The organism is Thalassospira sp. GO-4 (assembly GCF_023588965.1).
Lineage (GTDB): Bacteria > Pseudomonadota > Alphaproteobacteria > Rhodospirillales > Thalassospiraceae > Thalassospira > Thalassospira povalilytica.
On record NZ_CP097807.1, the window covers coordinates 852,392 to 874,069 of the forward strand.

Here is a 21,678-nt window from a genome sequence, read left to right on the forward strand (position 1 = left end):
TTAGGCCCTCGCGATACCGCGGGCAGCCCGCTTTTCAAGATAGTTGAAGGCAATAAGCGAAACTGTTGTAAATGAAAGAAACATCAGCATCGCCACAAGATAGAATGTAAAGGGTGCCTTGTCCGTTCCGGCCCCGATTGCCGCCTTGCGCATGATTTCTTCGACACCAACAACCGAAATAAGGGCGGTGTCCTTGATCAGCACCTGGAACAGGTTGTTAAGCCCCGGAAGCGCAAAACGCCAAAGCTGCGGCAACTTGATGCGCGTAAAGATTTGCCGTGGTGTCATGCCACATGCCGTGGCAGCCTCGATCTGGCCAACCGGAATGGATTGCATGGCAGCACGAAAAACTTCGGATGCGAATGCGCCCTGTACCAGTGCAAGGGCGGCGACACCGGACCAGAATGCCGGAATATCGACACGGGTTTCTTCGCCGGAAATCAGTTCGGCAATGTTCTGAACGGCAATCGTGCCGCCAAAATAGATCAATAAAATAACAAGAAGTTCGGGGATACCGCGAATAAGAACGGTGTAGCTTTCCCCGATAATGCGCAACGAGCGATAGCGTGAAAGTTTCGCCGATGCGCCCAGCAGACCAATAATGATCATGAATGGCAAAACGGTAAGGCAAAGCTGAACTGTAACCAGTCCCCCTTCAAGCATCTGCCAGCCGCGGCCGTATAAATCGAGCATGGTGTCTCCAGCTTTCCTTGATGTCGCAGGCGTTTCAATCCCCTAAAAAGAAACACCAGACAACAATAAGGGCGGGGCGGCACAGTGATGCCGCCCCGGAAAAATCAACAGATCAATTCGGGTGCAGATTGATCGTCGGGAAATACTTTTTGTTCAGCTCGGCATAGGAGCCGTTTTCAAGCATTTCAGCCAGTGCCTTGTTGAAGATCTCTTTGAGATCCTGGTCTTCCTTGCGGATACCGATACCAGCGCCATCGCCGAACCATTCGCTCGGTGCGAACTGGTTGGAAACAAAGCCGTAGCCTTTGCCTTCGTCGGATTTCAGCCAGTCTTCAAGCGTACCGGAGTCAGCCAGGGTGGCATCAACACGACCGGCAGTCAGGTCAAGAAGTGCTTCGTCCTGGGTGCCGTACATACGGATTTCGACAGACGGGAAGTTGTCTTCGAGGAAGTTTGCGTGGGTCGTCGAACGCTGTACGCCAACGACAAGACCGTCAAGTGCGTCTTCGACGACTTCACCATCTTTGTACGCTTCGATGCTCATGCCGTCTTTACCAACGAAAACAGCCGGAGTGTTGCTGTAATAGTCGGAGAAGTCGATAGAGCGTTTGCGCTCTTCGGTGATCGACATCTGAGCAATGATCGCGTCATATTTTTTCGCCAGAAGACCCGGGATCATGCCATCCCAGTCCTGGGCAACGATTTCGCATTCGATTTTCGCGGTTTCGCAAAGCTTGTTGGCGAAATCAACGTCAAAACCGATGAGTTTGCCGTTCTCGTCAACCATGTTGAACGGAGGGTAGGCACCTTCGGTTGCAATCACAACCTTTTCCCACGCCGCATTTGCTGCAGATGCGCTCAGTGCAATACCAATAGCGGCAGCCGACGCAACCTTTATCCAGTTTTTCATTCAAATTCTCCCTTGTAAATTGGAATGGCGCACAACCTCTTGCACCCATTCACGCGACCGCCCCCAACAGAGGCAGCCTGCCCATATCAGAAATCGCGTTGAAGGAATTGCTTCATACGTTCCGATTTGGGGTTCTCGAACACATCAGTCGGGTTTCCGAATTCTTCAACCCGGCCCTGATGCAAATACATCACGTGGCTGGATACCCCCTTTGCGAAGCCCATTTCATGGGTCACCACCAGCATCGTGCGGCCTTCTTCGGCCAAATCTGTCATTACCTTAAGCACTTCCCCGACCAGTTCGGGGTCAAGTGCGGAAGTCGGTTCGTCAAACAGCAGGACTTCAGGTTCGATCGCAAGGGCGCGGGCAATCGCCGCACGCTGTTGCTGACCACCTGAAACATGGCCCGGGTAATAATCGCGCCGCTCATACATACCGACTTTCTGAAGCAGCGCGTCCGCGCGCTCGATCGCTTCCTTTTTCGGCACCCCCAAAACATGCACCGGTGCTTCGATAACATTTTCAAGAATGGTCAAATGGCTCCAGAGATTGAAGCTCTGAAACACCATTGCCAGTTTGGTACGGATGCGCTGAAGTTGTTTTTTGTCTGCGGCTTCCTGCGAACCGTCCTTCAATGTCTTCATGCGAATAAGTTCGCCATGGACATGGACTTTACCCGCATTCGGGGTTTCAAGCAGATTGATGCACCGCAGGAACGTACTTTTGCCCGAGCCAGAGGAACCGATAATCGAAATCACGTCCCCAGTATGCGCCGTCAGGTCAATTCCCTTGAGGACTTCGTGATCCCCAAAGCTTTTGATCATCCCTTCGACCTGCAGGGCGGGTATGTTTTTGCTCATAGCGAGTGAAAAGTTTCCCTGTTGAGAGTCTGAATTTTGTTCGTCTTAGCATCATCGAAACGATGCTCCCCCACAAGACACGCCATAAATGCGCCTCTCATCGCGACAATAATTGCCTATCGGCGCTGCGTATTTCCACTGATTTTTTGCAGTTTTATGAATAAAGGCAATATTTCAAACGCTTAGCCATTCCAATTGGACAAACACCCGCAAACATCGTGCGCCGCACCCGCATTTCACGCAACAAAACACCACGTCCGATTTTACCATTTGTGCACCTGCACCAGACTCTTGGGATATATCTCGACAAAATCCCAAGGAACGGCAACCGGATCATACAAAAAACGCCATCGTTCGGGATCAGGAACGATGGCGTCAATTTGATACGCGGGCAGGAGACTTCTGTCCGGATCCTATTTGTTTTCCCGAACAGATTTCAGGAAACCAAGGACCTCTTCACGAAGCCGCTGGGCCAATTCACGCATCTCGCGCGATGATGTCAGAAGGGAGTCGGCCTCTGTGCTGACCATATTGGACGCATCCGATACCGCTGAAACGTTTTGCGAAACTTCCTGTGTACCCGATGCCGCACGCTGGACACTGTCGGCGATTTCACGGGTTGCTGCACCTTGTTGCTCAACAGCGGCTGCAATGGCATTGCAGAACTCGTTAATCCGTTCAATCGTCGTGGAAATTGACCCGATTTCTGTCACCGAGCGGTTGGACGATCCCTGAATGCCGTCAATCTGGGTTTGAATGTCACCCGTTGCCTTGTCTGTCTGATTGGCCAGTGACTTGACCTCGCCGGCGACAACGGCAAAGCCCTTGCCCGCGTCACCAGCACGTGCGGCTTCGATCGTTGCGTTCAGAGCAAGAAGGTTGGTTTGTCCGGCAATGTCCTGAATAAGCCCGACGACCTGACCGATGCGTTCGGCGGCCTCTGCCAGTTCTGTTACGGTTGCCGTGGTATTGTTGATGCCATTCACGGCCTCGGTCGCAACATCAATCGATTGGGTTACCTGCGCGCCGATTTCACGAATGGCTGCTGACAGTTCCTCTGTCGCAGAGGCAACAGCCTGAACGTTTTCGGTCGTGATATTGGCTGCATTTGAAACCGCGGCAGCACGACTGGTGGATTCTTCGGCATTGGCTGAAAGCTGGGTCGCAACCGACTGGGTTCGTTCAGCCGCATCGGCAACCGTTTCAACGATCGAAAGCACACTTTTTTCGAAATTGTCGGCCATCTGATCAAGTGCACGTTTGCGTTCCAGCGCAGCACGTTGTGTTGCCTGTTCGTTTTCATTTGCGAGGCGCTCGACCTCGGCCGCATTGTTTTTAAACACAAGGACTGCGGCTGCCATCGCCCCGATCTCATCTTTCAACTCCGTTCCGGGGACATCAACATCCTTTTCCCCCTTGGCTAGGCGGGTCATGGCGGATGTCATGCTCAGCACCGGACGCGAAACCCAGGTGCGTACCAGAACCCCCATCAACCCCATGATCGCCAGTACGGCAATGATCGCCGTGATGATGGCGGTATAGCGAAACTCGGTCAGCGATGCATATGCCGCATCCCGATCAAGGGCAAAGCCAAGATACCAGTTCACTGAAGGCAATCCGTCAACCTTGAAGAAGGTAAACAATTGCGGACCACTTCCTTCAAGAACGCTTTGCATGCCTTCTTCGACGGTTGGGGTGTTTTCCGGGAAAACTTCGGCAATCGGTTTAAGCGTGAAATCTGCGTTGGGGTGGATCAGGACGGTGCCCTGATCATTGACAAGGAAACCGTATCCGATCCCGCCCAGATCGATACTGCGAACCAGATCGCCAAGAATGGAGATGTTGATATCACCACCCACCACGCCAAGCAGTTTCGAACCGTCAAATACCGGGGTTGTTGCCGTAACAATAAGCTGCCCGGTTGAGGCATCGGTGTAGGGTTCGGTAAGGGTACTGTCACCGATTGCCACCGCATCACCATACCATGGGCGTTTGCGCGGATCGTAATCGGGCGGCAGCTCGTCGGGCGGGTTCATTGTCATTACGCCGTCGGCACTGCCGAAATAGGCATAAATAAACGACTCAGCAAGCGCCTGGCCGCTGGCGACTTCGCGTACGGCTTCAGGCGAGCTGTCCCGAGCGATGTTGTTGGAAAGGCTTTCAACCAGAAGACGACGGCCATCAAGCCAGTTGGCAATCCCCGCCGTCGCAAGCGATCCGCTTTCGGTCAATTTTGACTGCAACGCGCTCTGGATCGACGTTCGCTGCTGGTAATCAAAATACAGGATAAAGGCAACAAACGTCGCAACGACAATCATCGCCGCTGCAAGCAAGATTCTACTGCCGATATTCAATGACACTGCGCCGCCCTCCGAGACACCATGGTTTCTAGAGACGTTGTAACGTCTTCATCTCATTACAAGCGTTTGTATCGCGGTCTTTAAATTTAAATCAGAATAACGTGTTTTAGTGGCGTCAAATGCACGCAATAGAACCATTCAACGAAAGTCGCATAAGTTCTGAGACCAACATCACTTTCCAAGTGCCTTGTTTTAGTTATTGATTATAGATCACATTGCCTTCAACCTTTGGTTTCCCCATATGTGGAACTGTCTTGGGGGCAACGTCACATAAGTACCGATAAACGGAGGAAATAGATGAAACGCGCATTAATTGCAGGGATGGCGGTCGCGTTTGCGTTTGGGAGCACTGCTGCTGTCGCGCAGGATCGCACCGGTTGGCCTGATAGCTTTACCGTTGGCACCGCTTCTCAGGGCGGCACATACTTTGCCTATGGTTCGGGCTGGGCAAACCTTGTCGCTGAAGAACTCGGCATTTCCGGTGGTGGTGAAGTCACCGGTGGTCCGATGCAGAACATGGCACTGGTCCATACTGGTGAAGCCGCATTTGGCATGACCACGATGGGGCCGGCTGCAGAATCGCTGGCCGGGACCAACCCGATTGCACCGGGCGTCCAGATGACCAACGCTTGCGCAATGTTCCCGATGTATCAGACGCCGTTCTCGATCACCGCATTGGCATCGTCGGGCATCGCATCGGTTGCCGACATTCCGGAAGGTGCGAAAATCGGTTTCGGTCCGGCCGGGTCGACGTCCGATACCTATTTCCCGCGGATGCTTGAAGAACTCGGCGTGAAATTCGAACGCCGTAACGGCGGCTGGTCTGATCTTGGTGGTCAGCTTCAGGATGGCCTGCTTGACGTTATCGCATTCGCCGCCGGCGTCCCGGTTCCGGCTGTCAGCCAGCTGGAAGTCCAGACCAAAGTGAACATCATCGAGTTCACCGAAGCTGAACAGAAACAGATCATGGATGCCTTCCCGGTATCCGAGTTCGACATCGCAGCTGATACCTACACCACTTTGACCGCACCGGCACGTTCGGTTTCGATGTGGAACTTTGCGATTGCCAACTGCGATCTTCCTGAAAGCTTCGTCTATGCCGCAACCGACGTTGTGATGTCGGACAACGCCCGCATGGTTTCGATCCACCGTGCGGCCCGTTCGACGGTTCCGGAAAACTGGAACAAGAACAAAGTCATGAAATGGCACCCGGGTGCAGCCAAATGGTTCAATGAACATGGCGCATCCATCCCGGCTGACATGATCCACTAAGTCAGCCCGATCTGATATCGCAAGGCGGGTCATCGCAATGGTGACCCGCCTTTGCTCAATCGCCGTAAAGAAGCTTGCCAAAAACAAATGACCAAAGAGTGCGGGGAAACCTTATGACCGAACCCAACAAACCTGATGACGACCATCTCATCGCCGATGGCGTTGACGAGGAACCGGTTGAACAAAACCGACGCCTTTTTGAAGGGCGCGGCCTTACTTTCATTACGATTGCTGCTGCGATTTATGCCGCGTTTCACATGCTGGCACTTAATGGCGTGTCGCTGTCGGGCATGACCGGTGGTTTGGTTAATCTTGCGTTTCTGCCTGATTTTCCGCTCGAAACCTGGAACTTCCGAATTGTTCACGTTGCCGGTGCGCTGGCACTTGGTTTCCTTTGGTATTCGGCCAACAAATTTGCGGATGCCCCGACCGGCCAGACGCCGCTTTTGGGTTATCTGTCCTATATTCTGCTGGTTCCGGCCTTTGTTGCCGTGGGAACCGCAATCAGTTTCGCCTTTGAAATCAACAATGGCGTGATGTGGAACGGCATTGATGCGCGCATCAAATTTAATGAAACCTGGGTCTTTGGCGCGCCGCTTATGGCTGCGACAGTCGGCGGTATCGTTTTGTCCTGGTTCCACAAAACCACCAGAAACCGTTATTCGCCGCCGGACTTTGTCCTTACGGTATGCGGGCTTGCAGTCGCCATCTATCTGATCACGATTTATGGCACCTTGATGCGCAACTCGACCGGAACGCCGTTTGCGCCAATCGGAATTTCGATTGCTGCGATTTCCGGAACATTGCTGATTATGGAATTGACCCGTCGTGTCGCCGGGCTTGCGCTTGTGATCATCGCAACGATCTTCCTCGTGTACGTCTTTGTCGGTGAATTCCTGCCGGGATTCCTGCAATCACCGGCCATCACCTGGCAGCGCTTCTTTAGCCAGGTCTATACCGATGCCGGTATTCTCGGACCGACGACGGCCGTTTCATCGACCTACATTATCCTGTTCATCATCTTCGCAGCCTTTCTTCAGGCCTCCAAAGTTGGCGACTATTTTGTGAACTTTGCCTTTTCGGTCGCCGGACGGGCGCGGGGTGGCCCGGCCAAGGTCGCGATTTTTGCATCCGGTTTGATGGGCATGATCAATGGCACATCGGCAGGCAACGTTGTTGCGACCGGTTCCTTGACCATCCCGTTGATGAAAAAGGTCGGCTATCACAAGAAAACCGCCGGTGCGATTGAGGCCGCAGCATCGACTGGTGGCCAGATCATGCCACCCATCATGGGGGCGGGCGCCTTCATCATGGCCGAGATTACCGGTATTCCATATACCGACATTGCGATTGCCGCGGTTATTCCTGCGATCCTTTATTTTGTATCGATCTATTTCATGGTCGATTTCGAAGCCGCAAAACTCGGTATGCGCGGCATGAAGGAAGAAGAACTGCCGCGCTTCAACACGATGGTCAAACAGGTTTACCTGTTCCTACCGATCATCATATTGATCATTGCACTGTTCCTTGGATATTCGGTTATTCGTGCCGGTACGCTGGCGACGGTTGCGGCCGTCGTGGTCAGTTGGCTGACACCAAACCGGGTCGGTGTTCGCGCCGTTGCCAAGGCCTTTGAGCTGGCCGGTGGCATGTCAATTCAGATCATTGCTGTTTGTGCCTGTGCCGGGATCATTGTTGGCGTCATCGCCTTGACCGGTGTTGGTGCGCGGTTCTCAAACCTGTTGCTTGGTCTGGCAGAAGCATCCCAGCTTCTGGCACTGGTATTTGCCATGCTGATTGCCATTCTTCTTGGCATGGGCATGCCAACAACCGCTGCCTACGCCGTGGCGGCATCCGTTGTTGCGCCTGGCCTGATTGAGCTTGGAATTGAACCACTTACCGCTCATTTCTTCGTGTTCTACTTTGCTGTGGTTTCGGCAATCACGCCGCCAGTTGCGTTGGCATCCTATGCCGCGGCCGGGATTTCAGGAGCCAATCCGATGGAAACATCGGTTGCGTCATTCAAGATCGGCATTGCGGCCTTTATCGTGCCGTTCATGTTCTTCTATAACGCTGCAATCCTGATGGAGGGCACATACCTTCAGATCGGGCAGGCGCTGGTTACGGCCGTTGTCGGCGTGTTCCTGCTGTCTGCGGGTGTTCAGGGCTGGTTCCTTGGCCGCAACGCGGTCTGGTTCTTGCGTATTGCCCTGATCATTGCCGCGTTGTTCATGATTTCCGGCGGTCTTGTCACCGATCTTATTGGTGTCGGAATGGCTGCGGTGATCTGGTTTGTTCAGCGCGTGGTCAAACCAAAAGCCGGTGCGACTTTCCGTACCGGAAGTGCGGACTAAGCACCGCCCAACATCATATTGAAACGACAAAAGCGCACCGGAAACGGTGCGCTTTTTCTTGTCTGAGATGCAGGCCTTGTGAAATCAGTCCGATACTTTTTTCACAAATTCGGATTTCAGTCCCATCTGACCAATCCCGGGGATTTTGCAATCAATATCGTGATCACCGTCGACCAGGCGAATGCCTTTGACCTTGGTGCCAACCTTGACAACGGCCGAAGACCCTTTGACTTTCAGGTCCTTGATAACGCTTATCGTATCACCATCCGAAAGCGGCGTTCCGTTGGCATCCCTGACAGTTGTCTCGGATGAAGTATCGGCAGATGCAGACCATTCATGTGCACATTCCGGACAAATCAGGAGCTCGCCATCCTCATAGGCATAGGGCGATTGGCATTTGGGGCAGGGCGGTAACGCGCTCATTGGCGGACTTTCATTACGACGGTTTCAAAATCTTGCGAAAGGAGGCTACAGTTCGCAGAACAGTGACGACCGCGTCAAGATAAACAATATCCGTGCAGTCAGCATCCCATGGCTTAAAACCCCGAAATCCCGGCGAAATCGACAATTGTCATTTTCCGGCGCGTATTTGGATATAAGTTGCCGCGGCAATCGCAGGCGTCCGTATCCGCAATGTACCCGCGTCATGGGCTGGTGCAATTCCCACCCGCTGATACATGTCTGCGTTGCAGAATAGGAAGTGTGCGTTTGGCGAAAACACGGCCATAACGCACACAGCTGATGCAGATATGAGTGAATAAAATGGATTGGGTCCCAATAATCTTCGGCACGTTCAAGATTGTCGCGTTATGCACCGCCATGTTCTTTTCCATCAAATGGCATTACGACCAGGGAGAAAAGGGCGAGACCCGCGCCCTGATACGCTCTGGCGCCAAGATGGTCGCTATTTTCCTGGTTGCATTGATCGCAGTCGGACTTGTCGCCATATTGCTGAGCCGCATGCTCGGCCTGGAATTAAGTTACTGATCACGACAACCGAAATGCATCATACCGTATGGGATGCCTGCCATGCCGTCATCATGGTAAATGGCCCAGAAAGCAAACGGATGCCGGGCGGATAAAACAATGTCCGCGACCGCGCGAGGAAGACATGCACAAGCCAATCTGAATGCTAAATCGGAAACCAGTTTTGGTTCACAATTCGCAATAATCAGCGGCAATTTACAACGTAATCAACGACTTGGGAAATGGCGGAGAGGGTGGGATTCGAACCCACGGTACCCGTAAAGGCACGACGGTTTTCAAGACCGTTGCATTCAACCACTCTGCCACCTCTCCGCAAAAATGGTCGGAGCATCTCGCTCTGGGCGCTTTCAATAAATTGGGTGCGCTGCCCTGTCAATAGGTCAATCCGATATTGCATCGAATGCTGACGAAATAATTTGTTTTCAGTAAGGTACCAGCAACCACAGGGCGAACAACCAGTCGGATTGAATTCACGTGTTCTATTTTCTGTCAAAAACAGTGGGCTATATCGTCAATATCGGGCTGGTTCATGGGGTTGTCTTGTTGGCGCTGACCGCATTGATTTGCCTGCGCCGAACGCGGCGCTTTGCTCTTGCCGGCCTGGTTGTCGTTACCGTTTTATCACTGTTGATTACAGTATTTCCGCTCGGTGCGGTTTTGTCCCGGACGCTCGAAACACGGTTCGAAAAGCCTGATCTGGACAAAACCGAATTTGCAGGCGTCATCACACTGTCAGGCAGCATCGATGCAAACGGCTTCCTTCAGCGTGGCGACGTGCAGTTTCTCAGTGCCCCGGACCGGGTCTTTACAATGCTGCGCGTTGCAAACAAACACCCCGATAAACCCGTAATATTCACCGGGGGCGATGGTGTTTTGAACGATCGGGGTTTCAGCGAAGCCAATGTTCTGCGCGACTGGCTTTACGATTCGAAGCTTCTGACGCCAAACATGCATTTCGAGACCGAAGCACGCAACACATATGAGAATGCGCTGAACTCCCACAAGGTTGTGTATGGCAACTGGCCGGCACTGGCACAAAAACCTTGGCTTTTAATCACTTCGGCCGATCATATGCCGCGCGCGGTTGGTGTTTTTCGACAGGTTGGATGGACTGTAATTCCCTATCCGGTCGGCAGATTGACCTCAGACGACATCCATTTAGCAAGTCTTAACGTCTCAGGCGGTATCAAATCTCTAAGCCGTGGTTTGCGTGAATGGGTCGGTTTGACCGCTTATTACCTGACCGGGCGAACGAATGAGTGGTTCCCCGGCCCAATGCCGGTCGCCCCTGACAACTAAAATCCTGGATGAGGCCTTTTGATGAAATTCTGGAAATTGCTGACTGCCGCCTCGGTGTTGACTGTTTTGGCTGCGCATTCACCTGCCTTCGCACAGACCGATGAAAAACTTCCAGAATTTACCACAGAGGGGTTTGATGAATGGCTTGTTGACTTCAAAAAAGAAGCAGCAGCCAAAGGCATTTCACAGCCGACACTCGATGTCGCCTTTGCCAACACCAAGCCGATCCCCAAAGTCATCGAATATGACCGCAGCCAGCCGGAATTCAAACTGACGTTTGAACAATATATCCAGCGCGTGGTGCCACAGTCCCGTATTGATGAGGGACGTCGGAAATACGCCGAAAACCGCGCCGTGATTGATGCCGCGGCAAAAAAATATGGTGTCCCGGGTCAGTATCTTACGGCTTTTTGGGGAATTGAGACCGGATTTGGCCGCCATACCGGCGGGTATTCCGTGGTTGATTCACTTGCGACCCTGGCCTTTGAAGGCCGTCGGGCGGAATATTTCCGCAAGGAATTGATGAATGCCCTGACCATTATTGATGCCGGGCATATAGCACCTGAAAACATGTCAGGGTCGTGGGCCGGTGCAATGGGGCAGGCGCAATTCATGCCTTCCACATTCCTGAACTATGCACGTGATGGAAATGGCGATGGCAAGATTGATTTGTGGGGGGCAAAGGAAGATGTCTTTGCGTCGGCTGCAAACTATCTTTCGACCGTTGGCTGGAAGGGTGACGAGCGTTGGGGACGCAAGGTCAGCATCCCGAAAGATTTCGACAAGTCACTGGTTGGCCGCGACATTCGCAAACCAATCGCCGAATGGCAGAAAGCCGGTGTACGCATGCCTAATGGTGCGGATCTGCCAAAGGCCGACATGGATGCATCAATTGTTACCGTAAATGACGGTGAAGGTCCGGCATATATGGTTTATAACAATTTCCACACCATCATGCATTGGAACCGTTCGACCTATTTCGCGATTGCTGTCGGTACGTTGGCAGACGCGATTGCGGGGCAGTAACCATTGAATGTCCAGGTGACGGGAAAATCCCGTCACCGACAGATACAGAGCATCTTTAAGCGGGGACACCTTGATGCCATCACCAAGAAAAAGTGCATTCGCACGCCTGCGGACAAAAAGCCGCCTCGGACTGTCCGTGGTTGCACTTGGTATGTTACTGGCAGGTTGTGCCGAAACCCAGTTGGCCGTTCACGGTGTCAAACGTCTGGGCGGCGGACAAACACAACCGGTTCAGGTCGGAAGCTACAAGATCGGCAATCCCTATGAAATTGCCGGTCAGTGGTATTACCCCGCCGTTGATTACGAATATAGCGAAACCGGTATCGCATCCTGGTACGGCCCTAAATTCCACGGCAAACGGACAGCCAATGGCGAAGTTTTTGATCAGTACGAAATATCGGCTGCCCACCGTACCTTGCCACTGCCAAGTATTGTTCGTGTAACCAACCTTGAAAACGGCAAATCGCTTAAGGTTCGCATCAATGACCGCGGGCCGTTTGCGCATGGGCGCATCATTGATATGTCGCGCCGCGCGGCCCAGTTGCTCGGTTTCGAGAAAAAGGGCACGGCCAAGGTGATGGTTGAAGTGATCGAAAGCGAAAGCCGACAGATCGCCGCAATTGCGCAGGGCAAAGCAGCACCGGCGGTCACCGTTGCCGAACAGAACACCGTATCGGCCGCACCGCGTGATGTTGTCGAAACCGTACGTCTTGATGATGGTCCGATTACCGACAGCGGACAGCCGACAACGTCCCGGATCAAACTGACGCCGCCATCATCCGAACCAAGCATATCGTCGTCCCCGCTGGAAGGAACGGTTGAAGAGGCCGCAGTTGTCAATGTTGCGCCTGTTGCCAATTCGTCAATCTACGTTCAGGCCGGTGCATTTTCAGTTTATGACAATGCCTTGAACCTTCGGAACCGTCTTTATGATCTTGCACCAAGCAAGATTGAACCGATTGAAGTCAAAGGCACGACCTTTTACCGGGTACGTCTTGGACCGTTAAACACGGTGCCCGAAGCTGACATTTTACTCGAACGGGTGATTGCAACCGGCCAGAACGGCGCCAAAGTGGTCGTTGAATGCGCTGACGGTGGGGCTGCCAAGTCAGGATGTTGATTGCAGAAATCCGCTGTGCTACCGCTTTGATTGCTGTCATGCGCACGGTTTTCTCATAAAGTCTTTTGTTTTATGAGCATACCGGCTTGCTGTTGCACAATTTTGCCGGATTTGCGACATAAGCAACAGAATGAACACGCCGAAAGACCGGCGGGAACAGATTTTATTATACAGGGTTAGGACGCTATGACTTTGATGCCGCCAATTCCGTTCAAAAACAGTCTGAACCGGGTAGTGGCCGGGGCCGCAATATTGGGGTCCGTCATGGCAATGTCGATGACCAGCGCACAGGCAATCGAGACCAGCGCGCGTGAAGCCTACATTATGGATTTCGACACCGGTGCTGTCCTTCTGAACAAGGAAGGGGACACACTGACCGAACCGGCATCCATGACCAAGATGATGACTGTCCATATGCTTTTCAAGCATATCAAGGACGGAAGTGTATCGATGGATGACACCTTCCATGTCAGTGAAAAGGCATGGCGCAAGGGCGGATCCAAAATGTTCGTCGAGGTCAATTCCGACGTTTCAGTTTCCGACCTTCTGCACGGAATTATCGTTCAGTCCGGCAATGATGCCGCGATTGTGGTAGCCGAAGGCCTGGCCGGCACCGAAGAAGCCTTTGCCGAGGAAATGACCCAAGAAGCGCGCAATATCGGCATGACCAAATCGGTGTTCAAGAATGCCACCGGTTGGCCTGCCGAAGGGCATCTTGTCACTGTACATGATCTTGCGATCCTGGCCCGCGATACCATTCGCAATTTCCCTGATCTTTATGAACTCTATTCTGTCAAGGAATTCACCTATAACGGCATCCGTCAGCCCAACCGCAACCCGCTTTTGGGGACCAGCGCAGGTGTCGACGGCCTTAAAACCGGGCATACCGAGTCTGCCGGCTATGGCCTTACCGCGTCGGCCGAACGTGATGGCCGTCGCTTGATCATTGTTGTCAATGGCCTGAACTCGGTCCGGGAACGCCGTACGGAATCACAGAAACTTCTCGATTGGGGTTTCCGCGAATTCGACAATTACGACCTGTTTTCCAAGGATGAAACGGTCAGTTCCGCCAATGTCTGGCTTGGCGCTGAAACAAAGGTCGACCTGGTCGCAGATCAGGACATTCTCCTGACACTTCCGCGCAGCGCCAGCCGTGATATGAAAGTGTCTGTCGTCTATGATGGTCCGATTCCGGCCCCGATTGCCAAAGGGGATCAGATCGCGACCCTGAAGGTTGAAGTTCCTGATCAGGAAGCCAAAGAATTCCCGCTTTATGCGGCCCATGATGTCGGGCGCCTCGGCTTTGTCGGTCGTATCGGTGCTGCCATCAAATATCTTCTTTGGGGGGCAAACGGGTGAGTGTGAAGCCCGGCTTGTTCATCAGCTTTGAAGGCGGGGAAGGCAGCGGAAAATCGACACAGATCAGATGCCTTGAGAAATGGTTCCGCAACCAGGGGCGTGACGTCGTTGTCACCCGCGAACCTGGCGGCTCACCTGGCGCAGAGGAAATCCGCACGCTTCTGCTGACGGGCGATCCCGGACGCTGGGATGCCGTCACCGAAGCGCTTTTGATGTTTGCATCGCGCCGGGACCATGTCGAACGCACGATCCGTCCGGCCCTTGCCGAAGGCAAGGTTGTGCTTTGCGACCGCTTTGCCGACTCATCCGTTGCCTATCAGGGATATGGCCACGGGCTCGGGGCTGATTACATCAGAAATCTTTGGCAACTTGCCATCGATGGTTTCAAACCCGATGTCACCCTGATTTTTGATCTGCCGATCGAAATAGGACTGGAACGCGCTGGTGCACGTTTTGCCAATGTCAGCGCCGCCGAAGACCGGTTTGAACGGATGGGACTGGAATTTCACCAGCGTCTGCGTGACGGTTTCCGTGAAATCGCGGCCGCAGAACCGGAACGTTGCTGCGTTGTTGATGCCCAGGGCGATATTGATGACGTGACCGCACGTGTCATTGAAACGGTCAAGAACCGTATTGTCGGGCAGGGGGCATAAATCCGGATGGCCCGTAACGACGATCTTCAAGAAGACAACAATCCGTTTGAACCACGCCGGAATGAGGCGCTTCTTGGCCACGAAGAGGCCGAGAAAACAATTCTTGATGCCTGGAACAGCAAACGGATGCATCACGCGTGGCTATTGTGTGGTCCGCGTGGCGTCGGCAAGGCAACACTGGCCTATCGCATGGCGCGTTTTATCCTGTCTGGTGGCGGGACCGGCGGGGCAGGCCTGTTTGGTGATCAGCCAGATGGACTTTACGTTGATCCCGAAGATCCGGTCGCCCGACGGATTGCGGGTGGGGGGCATGGTGACCTTAAAGTCATCGAGCGCCAGTATGACGAGAAGAAAAAACGGCTTCAGGGCGAAATTACCGTTGCCAATGTGCGTACTGTTGGCAATTTCATGTCCAAAACCTCGGCCGAGGGTGGCTGGCGGATCGTGATCGTCGATGCGGCTGACGAGCTGAACCGTAACGCGGCCAACGCCATTCTGAAGGTTCTCGAAGAACCGCCGGCAAATGCGATGATGATCCTTATTGCCCATCATCCGGGCCGTTTGCTGCCAACCATCCGTTCACGTTGCCGTCGATTGAACCTTGGCGCGCTTGAGGATCATCAGGTTGTCGATCTTTTGGGGCGCTATTGTCCTGAAATGGATCTTGGCGATCGTGATGCGCTGTCGGGTCTGGCCGAAGGCAGCATTGGCCGCGCCCTTCAACTGCATGAAGTCGGCGGGCTTGAGCTATATACCGAGATGGTCAATCTGATCGCATCTTTGCCAAATGCCGATGTTGCGGCCCAGCACAAATTTGCCGAACGCTTTTCCCCGGCAGACAAGGACGCGGCCTTTGCCACAGTGACCGAACTTCTGCATTGGTGGCTGGCCCGAATGATCCGGTTTGCCGCAACCGGACAGCCGCCACGCGAAGTGGTCGAAGGCGAATTGCCAGCCATGCAACGCATGGCCGCTGCGCAACCGCTTGATCAATGGCTGGAGGTATGGGAAAAGATCAACGAATTGATGGGCGCGACCCGCGGTTTGCATCTTGATCGCAAGCAGGCCTTGCTGAATGCCTTCTTCATGCTTGAAGAAACCATGCGAACCTGACATCACTGCCCAGTAACCGAAATTTTGACCATCACGGCCCATTTCGGGCCGTTTTGTTTCACGACTTGCGCGAAGGATTTGCGACCATGACCGGGCACAAACAGCCCTACTACATCACGACCCCGATCTATTACGTCAATGACAAGCCCCATATTGGCCATGCCTACACGACGCTTGCCTGTGACGTTCTGGCACGCTTCAAGCGCCTGGACGGGTATGACGTGATGTTCCTGACGGGCACGGACGAACATGGTCAGAAAGTCGACAAGTCGGCCGCGGCCAAGGGTATTGACCCGCAAACCTTTACCGACCAGGTATCGCAGAACTTCCGTGATCTGGCCGTGCATATGAACTATTCGAATGATGATTTCATTCGGACGACCGAAGAACGCCACAAAAAGGCCTGTCAGGCGCTTTGGAATACGTTGCTTGAAAAGGGAGAGATTTATCTTGGCTCCTATGATGGCTGGTATTCGGTTCGCGATGAGGCGTTCTATGCTGAAAAAGAACTGATCACCAAGGATGGCGAGAAACTGGCAGCGACCGGAGCCCCGGTCGAATGGGTGTCTGAACCCAGCTATTTCTTCAAGCTGTCGGCATGGGGTGATCGTCTGCTTGAGTTCTATGAACAGAACCCGGATTTCATCGCACCACAGTCACGCCGCAACGAAGTCATCAGCTTTGTCAAAGGCGGCATGCACGACCTTTCGGTATCGCGCACCAGCTTCAAATGGGGTGTGCCGGTTCCGGGTGACGAAGACCATGTCATGTATGTGTGGCTTGACGCGCTGACCAACTATCTGACGGCGATCGGTTATCCCGATGCAGATCCGGCCAAACTTGAAAAATACTGGCCGGCGGACCTTCACATGGTTGGCAAGGATATTCTGCGCTTCCATGCCGTTTACTGGCCGGCGTTCCTGCTTGCCGCCGGTATCACGCCGCCCAAACGCGTGTTTGCGCATGGTTGGTGGACCAATGAAGGCCAGAAAATTTCGAAATCAATCGGCAATGTCATTGATCCCTATGATCTGACCGAAAAATACGGGCTTGATCAGACCCGCTATTTCCTGATGCGCGAAGTACCGTTTGGCAATGATGGCGATTTTGCCCATCGTGCCATGGTCAACCGTATGAACAGTGAACTGGCCAACGATCTTGGCAATATGTGCCAGCGCGTGTTGTCGATGATCCACAAGAACTGCAACGCAGCGATCCCGACGCCGGGTGAATTCACCGCAGCGGATCTGGAAATTCTGGGCAAAGCCCATGGCATGCTTGATACCGTGCGCCCGCTGTTTGATGAACAGGCATTCAACAAGGGCCTTGAAGCAATCTGGAGCCTTGTGGGCGATGCCAACCGCTATGTCGATGAAATGGCGCCCTGGGGCCTGAAAAAGACCGATCCGGCACGGATGGAAACGGTTCTTTATGTTCTGGCCGAAGTCATTCGCCATGTTGGCATTCTGGTTCAGCCGATCATGCCGGATTCCGCATCTAAAATTCTCGATTTGCTGGTGCTGGCCGATGATCAGCGCGGGTTCGAGAATCTTGGCCCGGATCATGCCCTTGTGCCGGGAACGGAAATCCCGAAACCGGCTGGCGTATTCCCGCGCTATGTAGAAGAAGACGAAGGAGAGAAGGCATGAATGTCGCCCTGGTCGACAGCCACTGCCATCTGGATTATCCGCAGTTTTCCGAAGATTTTTCGGGCACCATCGCGCGGGCGAAAAATGCCGGCGTTGGTATGATGGTCAGCATCGGCGTGAAACTGACGACCTTTGATCAGGTTCGCGCCATTGCCGAAAAATCCGATCATATCTATTGCACGATTGGCGTGCATCCGCACGAAGCAGGCGAGGAGGGGCTTTCAAGCCCCGAACCGTTGCTGGCCAAGGCATCCGATCCCAAGATTATTGGCATCGGCGAAAGTGGCCTTGACTATTTTTACGACAATGCACCGCGCGAAGCCCAGCAACAAAGCTTTCGCGCGCACATTGCCGCATGCCGTGAAACCGGTTTGCCTTTGATCGTTCACACCCGTGATGCGGATGATGACACGATGGATATTCTCGAAGAAGAATATGAAAAGGGGCCGTTTACCGGGGTGATCCATTGCTTTTCAAGTTCGGCTACACTGGCGCAGCGGGCCTTGAAAATCGGGTTTTATATCTCTTGCTCGGGCATCATCACCTTTAATTCCGCCAAGGAAATCCGTGCGGCTCTTGAAGATGTGCCCTTGGACCGGTTGCTTGTGGAAACAGACGCGCCGTATCTGGCACCAGTGCCCAAACGCGGCAAACCGAACGAGCCAAGCTATGTCGCCCACACGGCGGCAAAGCTCGCCGAAATCAAGGGTGTAAGCCTCGAAGAAATCACCCGGATCACCACGGACAACTTCTTCAAACTCTTCACCAAGGCAGATCGCAAAAATCTTCTTCTGCCAGGAGAAGCGGCACAGTGACCAAAATAACCATCCTTGGCTGCGGATCATCAAATGGCGTGCCATCCGTTGGCCTTGGATGGGGAAAGTGCGACCCGAACAATCCGAAAAACCGCCGTTTACGCAGTTCGATCCTGATCGAAGAAGCCGGGACAAAGATCCTTGTCGATGTCACCCCGGATTTCCGTGAACAGGCGATACGCCATAACATTGATCACCTTGATGCCATTCTGTTCACGCATTCGCATGCCGATCACGTGCACGGGATTGATGATGTTCGCTGGCTCAATGTGGCGATGAACCGGCCGATAGATATCTATGCCTCGGCCGAAACGATCTCTGATATCGACCATCGCTTCAATTATGTCTTTACGCCACTGCCTGACGGGGTTGAGTTCTATTTCAAACCGGTCCTGATACCGCACGTCATCACAGGGCCGTTGGTCGCAGCAGGGGTCCCGATAACCGTTTTCTCGCAGGATCACGGCTATGGCGAAACACTTGGCTTCAAGATAGGGAAATTTGCCTATTCGACGGATGTCGTGAATTTCCCCGAGCAATCCAAACAGCATCTTTATGATCTTGATGTGTGGGTCGTCGATTGTCTGCGCCACCGACCACACAACACGCATGCGCACCTTGAAAAGCTGCTTGGCTGGGTTGAAGAATTCAAACCCAAAAAGGTCTACATGACCCATATGGGTATTCAGTTCGATTACGCGCAGGCGATGGCCGACACACCGAACCATGTTGAACCGGCTTATGACGGGCTTGTCATCGAGGTGAACTGATCATCACGGCTCAGAAGCCTGTAAAAGGTGTATTTCAAGGTGTATTTCAGTGTCGGTGGGGAATAAGAATTCCACGGGACGTACACCGTACATTCTCTGCATCATTAAGTTCTATAATATATATTATGACAAATATTTCTAAATGGTGTTTATGGAAAAATATATAATACCTTCAACTCACTGCATTCTGTTATCTCATGCAATGCATTCAATTTGATGCCTGCGCACAGATGCACCCGCTGCTACGAACTGCGTTTGAATGAAATGCTGAACACACATCCGCTGTTGCGTTCGGGCTGGGTCAATTTCACTTTGGTGTCGTGACGTGCCGCAATTTCTTTGACGATCGACAGACCAAGGCCGCAACCCTCTTCCTGACCGGATTCACTCATCCGATAGAACCGTTTGAAAACATCCTTGTGATGTTCAATCGGAATGCCCGGGCCATTGTCCTCGACGCTTAGCCGCACGAACCCCGGTTTACAATCATTTTCAAGACGCACCGTCACCGCACTGCCATCCGGGCAATAGATCAGCGCGTTATCCACCAGGTTTTTCAAAAGTTCTTCAATCAGGGTTGCGTCACCCATAATCAGTACCGGTTCCGTCAGGCCTTCATAGCCAAGATCAATGCCGTTTTCGATCGCAGCTGGAACCTTTGCACTGGTTACCGCACGTGTGATCGCACAGAGATCGATTTTTTCAAACGGACGTCCGGCCAGGCCTTCGGGTGCTGCACGCGCAGACGCCAATAACTGATTGGCCAGATGTGAGGTTTGCCGCGTTGAAGATGCGATGGTTTCCATGATCTGGCGCATTTTTTCCGGATCATCTTCCCGCTGACCAAGCTCTGCCTGGGTTCGCAATGCCGCCAAGGGTGTCCGCAGTTGATGCGCTGCATCCGCTGTAAAGCGCTGCATGGTCTTGAGACTGTTTTCAAGACGCCCGAATAGCTGATTGATCGCCCCTACAAGATGTCGCACTTCGGTCGGAACATCATGCAAGATGGGTCGCAAATCGGTTGGCGAGCGACGGTTCAAGGCTTCTTCAAGCCGTGTTAGCGGTTTAAGACCCTGACCGATCCCGAACCAGACAATGATTGCGGCAAGCATGATCAGCACAATCTGACGTGCAGCAGCACTGGCCAGAATATCCTCGCTCAGACTGGTTCTGGTACCCATGGTTTCCGCCACAAGAACCTGAAAACGCGTTGCTTTTCGAACACTTGCAACATATCGCGACAATGCACCAATGCGCACCGGCTCGCCATTATAGACCGCATCATAAAATACCGGTTCTTCGCGCAGCGGCAGCAAACGCTCCGGCACCGGCGGCAAGTCCTCGTATCCGGTGATGAATTCGCCCTGCCCGGTACTTACCTGATAAAATACCCGGTCTTCGGCCGCACTGGTCAGCATCTCAAGCGCGACATAGGGAACATCAACCTCGATCTTCCCACCGATCATGACCACGCGATCTGCAATGGCCAATGCTGAACTTAAAAGTGCCCTGTCAAATGCCTGGTTTGTCGATCTTACGGCGTTGCTGCGCACTTCAAGCAACATCAATGAACTGATCACCAAAAGCGGTATCAGCAACCAGATTATGAGCCTGCGTCTAAGAGATCCGTTACGCCACTTCATGTCTTTTTCAACAAATAGCCAAGCCCGCGAACCGTCTGTATTTTGACGTCGGCTGTTTCGACACGCTTGCGCAACCGGCTGATATAAAGTTCGACCGCATTTGCACTGATATCGTCTTCAAATCCGGCCAACTGGTCTGCAATCTGTTCCTTGCTCAGAACATGACCAACCCGCAACAGCAAGATTTCAAGGATATTGAGCTCGCGGCGCGGAATATCGACGTCATTGCCGTCAATCATGACACGGCGGGCAACCGTATCGAAGGTTAGTTGACCGCATTTGATCTGGGTGTTGTGTGTACCCGCATGACGGCGCATCAGCGCCCTCACCCGTGCTTCAAGCTCGACAAGCTCAAACGGTTTGGCCAGATAATCGTCCGCGCCAAGATCAAGTCCCTTCACCCGGTCTTCGATATCGCCACGTGCCGTCAAGATCAAAACCGCGCTCTCAGCCCCCCGATGACGCAACCGCCGCAGGATTTCAAGCCCGTCAAGCTTCGGAAGGTTGAGATCAAGCACCACAAGTCCGTATTCCTGCGTCCGCAGGATATCGTCGGCTTCCTCGCCATCGGCAATGATATCAACCGCATAACCCGATTGCCTTAAAGACCGTGCAATCCCGTCAGCCAGTGCGGCGTGATCTTCGACGACAAGGACTCTCATTGTTTGTGTTACTCTTCCCTGATAAACCGTTCTACGGCGTTGTTATGCTTTGCCGTTCTTGGTATTGGCTTTGATATGGCCGTTTATGTTGAAACGCTTTGCCCGTATCCAGCCAGTCGTCTCTGGCCGACCG

Annotated in this window: 19 protein-coding genes and 1 tRNA gene; 12 read left to right on the plus strand and 8 right to left on the minus strand. The window is 53.1% G+C overall.

Going from position 1 to position 21,678, the window contains the following annotated elements; genetic code table 11:
* From M9H61_RS04090 to M9H61_RS04105, 4 genes are all read right to left on the minus strand, one after another.
* A complete protein-coding gene (locus M9H61_RS04090; RefSeq protein WP_250283550.1) occupies nt 1–693 on the minus strand; it encodes an ABC transporter permease in 693 nt (230 codons plus the stop codon).
* Between the two features lie 112 nt (nt 694–805).
* Nucleotides 806–1,603, minus strand: a complete 798-nt coding sequence (locus M9H61_RS04095) for a lysine/arginine/ornithine ABC transporter substrate-binding protein (RefSeq protein ID WP_068519072.1) — start codon at nt 1,601–1,603, stop codon at nt 806–808.
* An 86-nt stretch (nt 1,604–1,689) separates the two neighbouring features.
* Entirely contained in the window at nt 1,690–2,451 is a 762-nt protein-coding gene (locus M9H61_RS04100) for an ATP-binding cassette domain-containing protein (protein ID WP_206927795.1), read from the minus strand.
* Nucleotides 2,452–2,876: 425 nt separating this feature from the next.
* Nucleotides 2,877–4,823 (minus strand): methyl-accepting chemotaxis protein, encoded by a 1,947-nt coding sequence (locus tag M9H61_RS04105; RefSeq protein WP_250283552.1) that lies wholly within the window; start codon nt 4,821–4,823, stop codon nt 2,877–2,879.
* Nucleotides 4,824–5,120: 297 nt separating this feature from the next.
* Between M9H61_RS04105 and M9H61_RS04110 the strand changes: the two genes are divergently transcribed.
* Entirely contained in the window at nt 5,121–6,095 is a 975-nt protein-coding gene (locus M9H61_RS04110) for a TAXI family TRAP transporter solute-binding subunit (protein ID WP_206927595.1), read from the plus strand.
* 113 nt (nt 6,096–6,208) lie between these two features.
* The gene (locus M9H61_RS04115; protein WP_250283554.1) at nt 6,209–8,449 is read left to right on the plus strand and encodes a TRAP transporter fused permease subunit; all 2,241 of its coding nucleotides are present in this window, start codon (nt 6,209–6,211) and stop codon (nt 8,447–8,449) included.
* Between the two features lie 84 nt (nt 8,450–8,533).
* Here the strand turns inward: M9H61_RS04115 and M9H61_RS04120 are convergent, their stop codons facing one another.
* Nucleotides 8,534–8,872 carry a zinc ribbon domain-containing protein YjdM gene (locus tag M9H61_RS04120; RefSeq protein WP_250283556.1) on the minus strand — a complete coding sequence of 113 codons (339 nt, stop codon included), beginning with the start codon at nt 8,870–8,872 and terminating at the stop codon, nt 8,534–8,536.
* A gap of 339 nt (nt 8,873–9,211) precedes the next feature.
* Between M9H61_RS04120 and M9H61_RS04125 the strand changes: the two genes are divergently transcribed.
* Nucleotides 9,212–9,436 carry a hypothetical protein gene (locus M9H61_RS04125; RefSeq protein ID WP_068519066.1) on the plus strand — a complete coding sequence of 75 codons (225 nt, stop codon included), beginning with the start codon at nt 9,212–9,214 and terminating at the stop codon, nt 9,434–9,436.
* Between the two features lie 222 nt (nt 9,437–9,658).
* Here M9H61_RS04125 and M9H61_RS04130 read toward each other — a convergent pair.
* Nucleotides 9,659–9,748, minus strand: a tRNA-Ser gene (locus M9H61_RS04130).
* Nucleotides 9,749–9,910: 162 nt separating this feature from the next.
* Here M9H61_RS04130 and M9H61_RS04135 point away from each other — a divergent pair.
* From M9H61_RS04135 to M9H61_RS04175, 9 genes are all read left to right on the plus strand, one after another.
* The gene (locus tag M9H61_RS04135) at nt 9,911–10,735 is read left to right on the plus strand and encodes a YdcF family protein (RefSeq protein ID WP_250283558.1); all 825 of its coding nucleotides are present in this window, start codon (nt 9,911–9,913) and stop codon (nt 10,733–10,735) included.
* A gap of 21 nt (nt 10,736–10,756) precedes the next feature.
* Nucleotides 10,757–11,761, plus strand: a complete 1,005-nt coding sequence (locus M9H61_RS04140) for a lytic transglycosylase domain-containing protein (RefSeq protein WP_068519064.1) — start codon at nt 10,757–10,759, stop codon at nt 11,759–11,761.
* Between the two features lie 73 nt (nt 11,762–11,834).
* Nucleotides 11,835–12,881 carry a septal ring lytic transglycosylase RlpA family protein gene (locus tag M9H61_RS04145; RefSeq protein WP_250283560.1) on the plus strand — a complete coding sequence of 349 codons (1,047 nt, stop codon included), beginning with the start codon at nt 11,835–11,837 and terminating at the stop codon, nt 12,879–12,881.
* A 264-nt stretch (nt 12,882–13,145) separates the two neighbouring features.
* Entirely contained in the window at nt 13,146–14,240 is a 1,095-nt protein-coding gene (locus M9H61_RS04150) for a D-alanyl-D-alanine carboxypeptidase family protein (protein ID WP_242512861.1), read from the plus strand.
* Complete coding sequence (gene tmk, locus M9H61_RS04155; protein WP_250283562.1) at nt 14,237–14,893, plus strand: dTMP kinase; 657 nt, start codon at nt 14,237–14,239, stop codon at nt 14,891–14,893. Before M9H61_RS04150 ends, tmk begins: the two co-directional genes overlap by 4 nt.
* Before the next feature lie 6 nt (nt 14,894–14,899).
* Nucleotides 14,900–16,006, plus strand: coding sequence for a DNA polymerase III subunit delta' (locus tag M9H61_RS04160; RefSeq protein ID WP_101246218.1), 1,107 nt, complete (start codon nt 14,900–14,902; stop codon nt 16,004–16,006).
* A gap of 86 nt (nt 16,007–16,092) precedes the next feature.
* A complete protein-coding gene (gene metG / locus M9H61_RS04165; RefSeq protein WP_250283564.1) occupies nt 16,093–17,655 on the plus strand; it encodes a methionine--tRNA ligase in 1,563 nt (520 codons plus the stop codon).
* Complete coding sequence (locus tag M9H61_RS04170) at nt 17,652–18,470, plus strand: TatD family hydrolase (RefSeq protein WP_250283568.1); 819 nt, start codon at nt 17,652–17,654, stop codon at nt 18,468–18,470. Before metG ends, M9H61_RS04170 begins: the two co-directional genes overlap by 4 nt.
* On the plus strand, nt 18,467–19,240 hold the full coding sequence (locus M9H61_RS04175) for an MBL fold metallo-hydrolase (RefSeq protein ID WP_250283571.1): 774 nt from the start codon (nt 18,467–18,469) through the stop codon (nt 19,238–19,240). The genes M9H61_RS04170 and M9H61_RS04175 overlap by 4 nt, the downstream gene beginning before the upstream one ends.
* A gap of 242 nt (nt 19,241–19,482) precedes the next feature.
* On the opposite strand, the gene M9H61_RS04180 is transcribed toward M9H61_RS04175, so the two are convergent.
* Together M9H61_RS04180 and M9H61_RS04185 are read right to left on the minus strand one after the other, a co-directional pair.
* Nucleotides 19,483–20,883: a sensor histidine kinase gene (locus tag M9H61_RS04180; protein ID WP_250283573.1), complete on the minus strand. Its 1,401-nt coding sequence runs from the start codon at nt 20,881–20,883 to the stop codon at nt 19,483–19,485.
* A complete protein-coding gene (locus tag M9H61_RS04185) occupies nt 20,880–21,545 on the minus strand; it encodes a response regulator transcription factor (protein WP_068519056.1) in 666 nt (221 codons plus the stop codon). Before M9H61_RS04185 ends, M9H61_RS04180 begins: the two co-directional genes overlap by 4 nt.
* Nucleotides 21,546–21,678: the final 133 nt, after the last annotated feature.

Coding starts and splice junctions, on each gene's coding strand:
- M9H61_RS04140 (WP_068519064.1), top strand. CDS start 10,757: ATGAAATTCTGGAAATTGCTGACTGCCGCCTCGGTGTTGACTGTTTTG.
- M9H61_RS04110 (WP_206927595.1), top strand. CDS start 5,121: ATGAAACGCGCATTAATTGCAGGGATGGCGGTCGCGTTTGCGTTTGGG.
- M9H61_RS04180 (WP_250283573.1), bottom strand. CDS start 20,883: ATGAAGTGGCGTAACGGATCTCTTAGACGCAGGCTCATAATCTGGTTG.
- M9H61_RS04185 (WP_068519056.1), bottom strand. CDS start 21,545: ATGAGAGTCCTTGTCGTCGAAGATCACGCCGCACTGGCTGACGGGATT.
- M9H61_RS04095 (WP_068519072.1), bottom strand. CDS start 1,603: ATGAAAAACTGGATAAAGGTTGCGTCGGCTGCCGCTATTGGTATTGCA.
- M9H61_RS04150 (WP_242512861.1), top strand. CDS start 13,146: ATGGCAATGTCGATGACCAGCGCACAGGCAATCGAGACCAGCGCGCGT.
- M9H61_RS04145 (WP_250283560.1), top strand. CDS start 11,835: ATGCCATCACCAAGAAAAAGTGCATTCGCACGCCTGCGGACAAAAAGC.
- metG (WP_250283564.1), top strand. CDS start 16,093: ATGACCGGGCACAAACAGCCCTACTACATCACGACCCCGATCTATTAC.
- M9H61_RS04120 (WP_250283556.1), bottom strand. CDS start 8,872: ATGAGCGCGTTACCGCCCTGCCCCAAATGCCAATCGCCCTATGCCTAT.
- M9H61_RS04170 (WP_250283568.1), top strand. CDS start 17,652: ATGAATGTCGCCCTGGTCGACAGCCACTGCCATCTGGATTATCCGCAG.
- M9H61_RS04160 (WP_101246218.1), top strand. CDS start 14,900: ATGGCCCGTAACGACGATCTTCAAGAAGACAACAATCCGTTTGAACCA.
- M9H61_RS04115 (WP_250283554.1), top strand. CDS start 6,209: ATGACCGAACCCAACAAACCTGATGACGACCATCTCATCGCCGATGGC.
- M9H61_RS04125 (WP_068519066.1), top strand. CDS start 9,212: ATGGATTGGGTCCCAATAATCTTCGGCACGTTCAAGATTGTCGCGTTA.
- M9H61_RS04090 (WP_250283550.1), bottom strand. CDS start 693: ATGCTCGATTTATACGGCCGCGGCTGGCAGATGCTTGAAGGGGGACTG.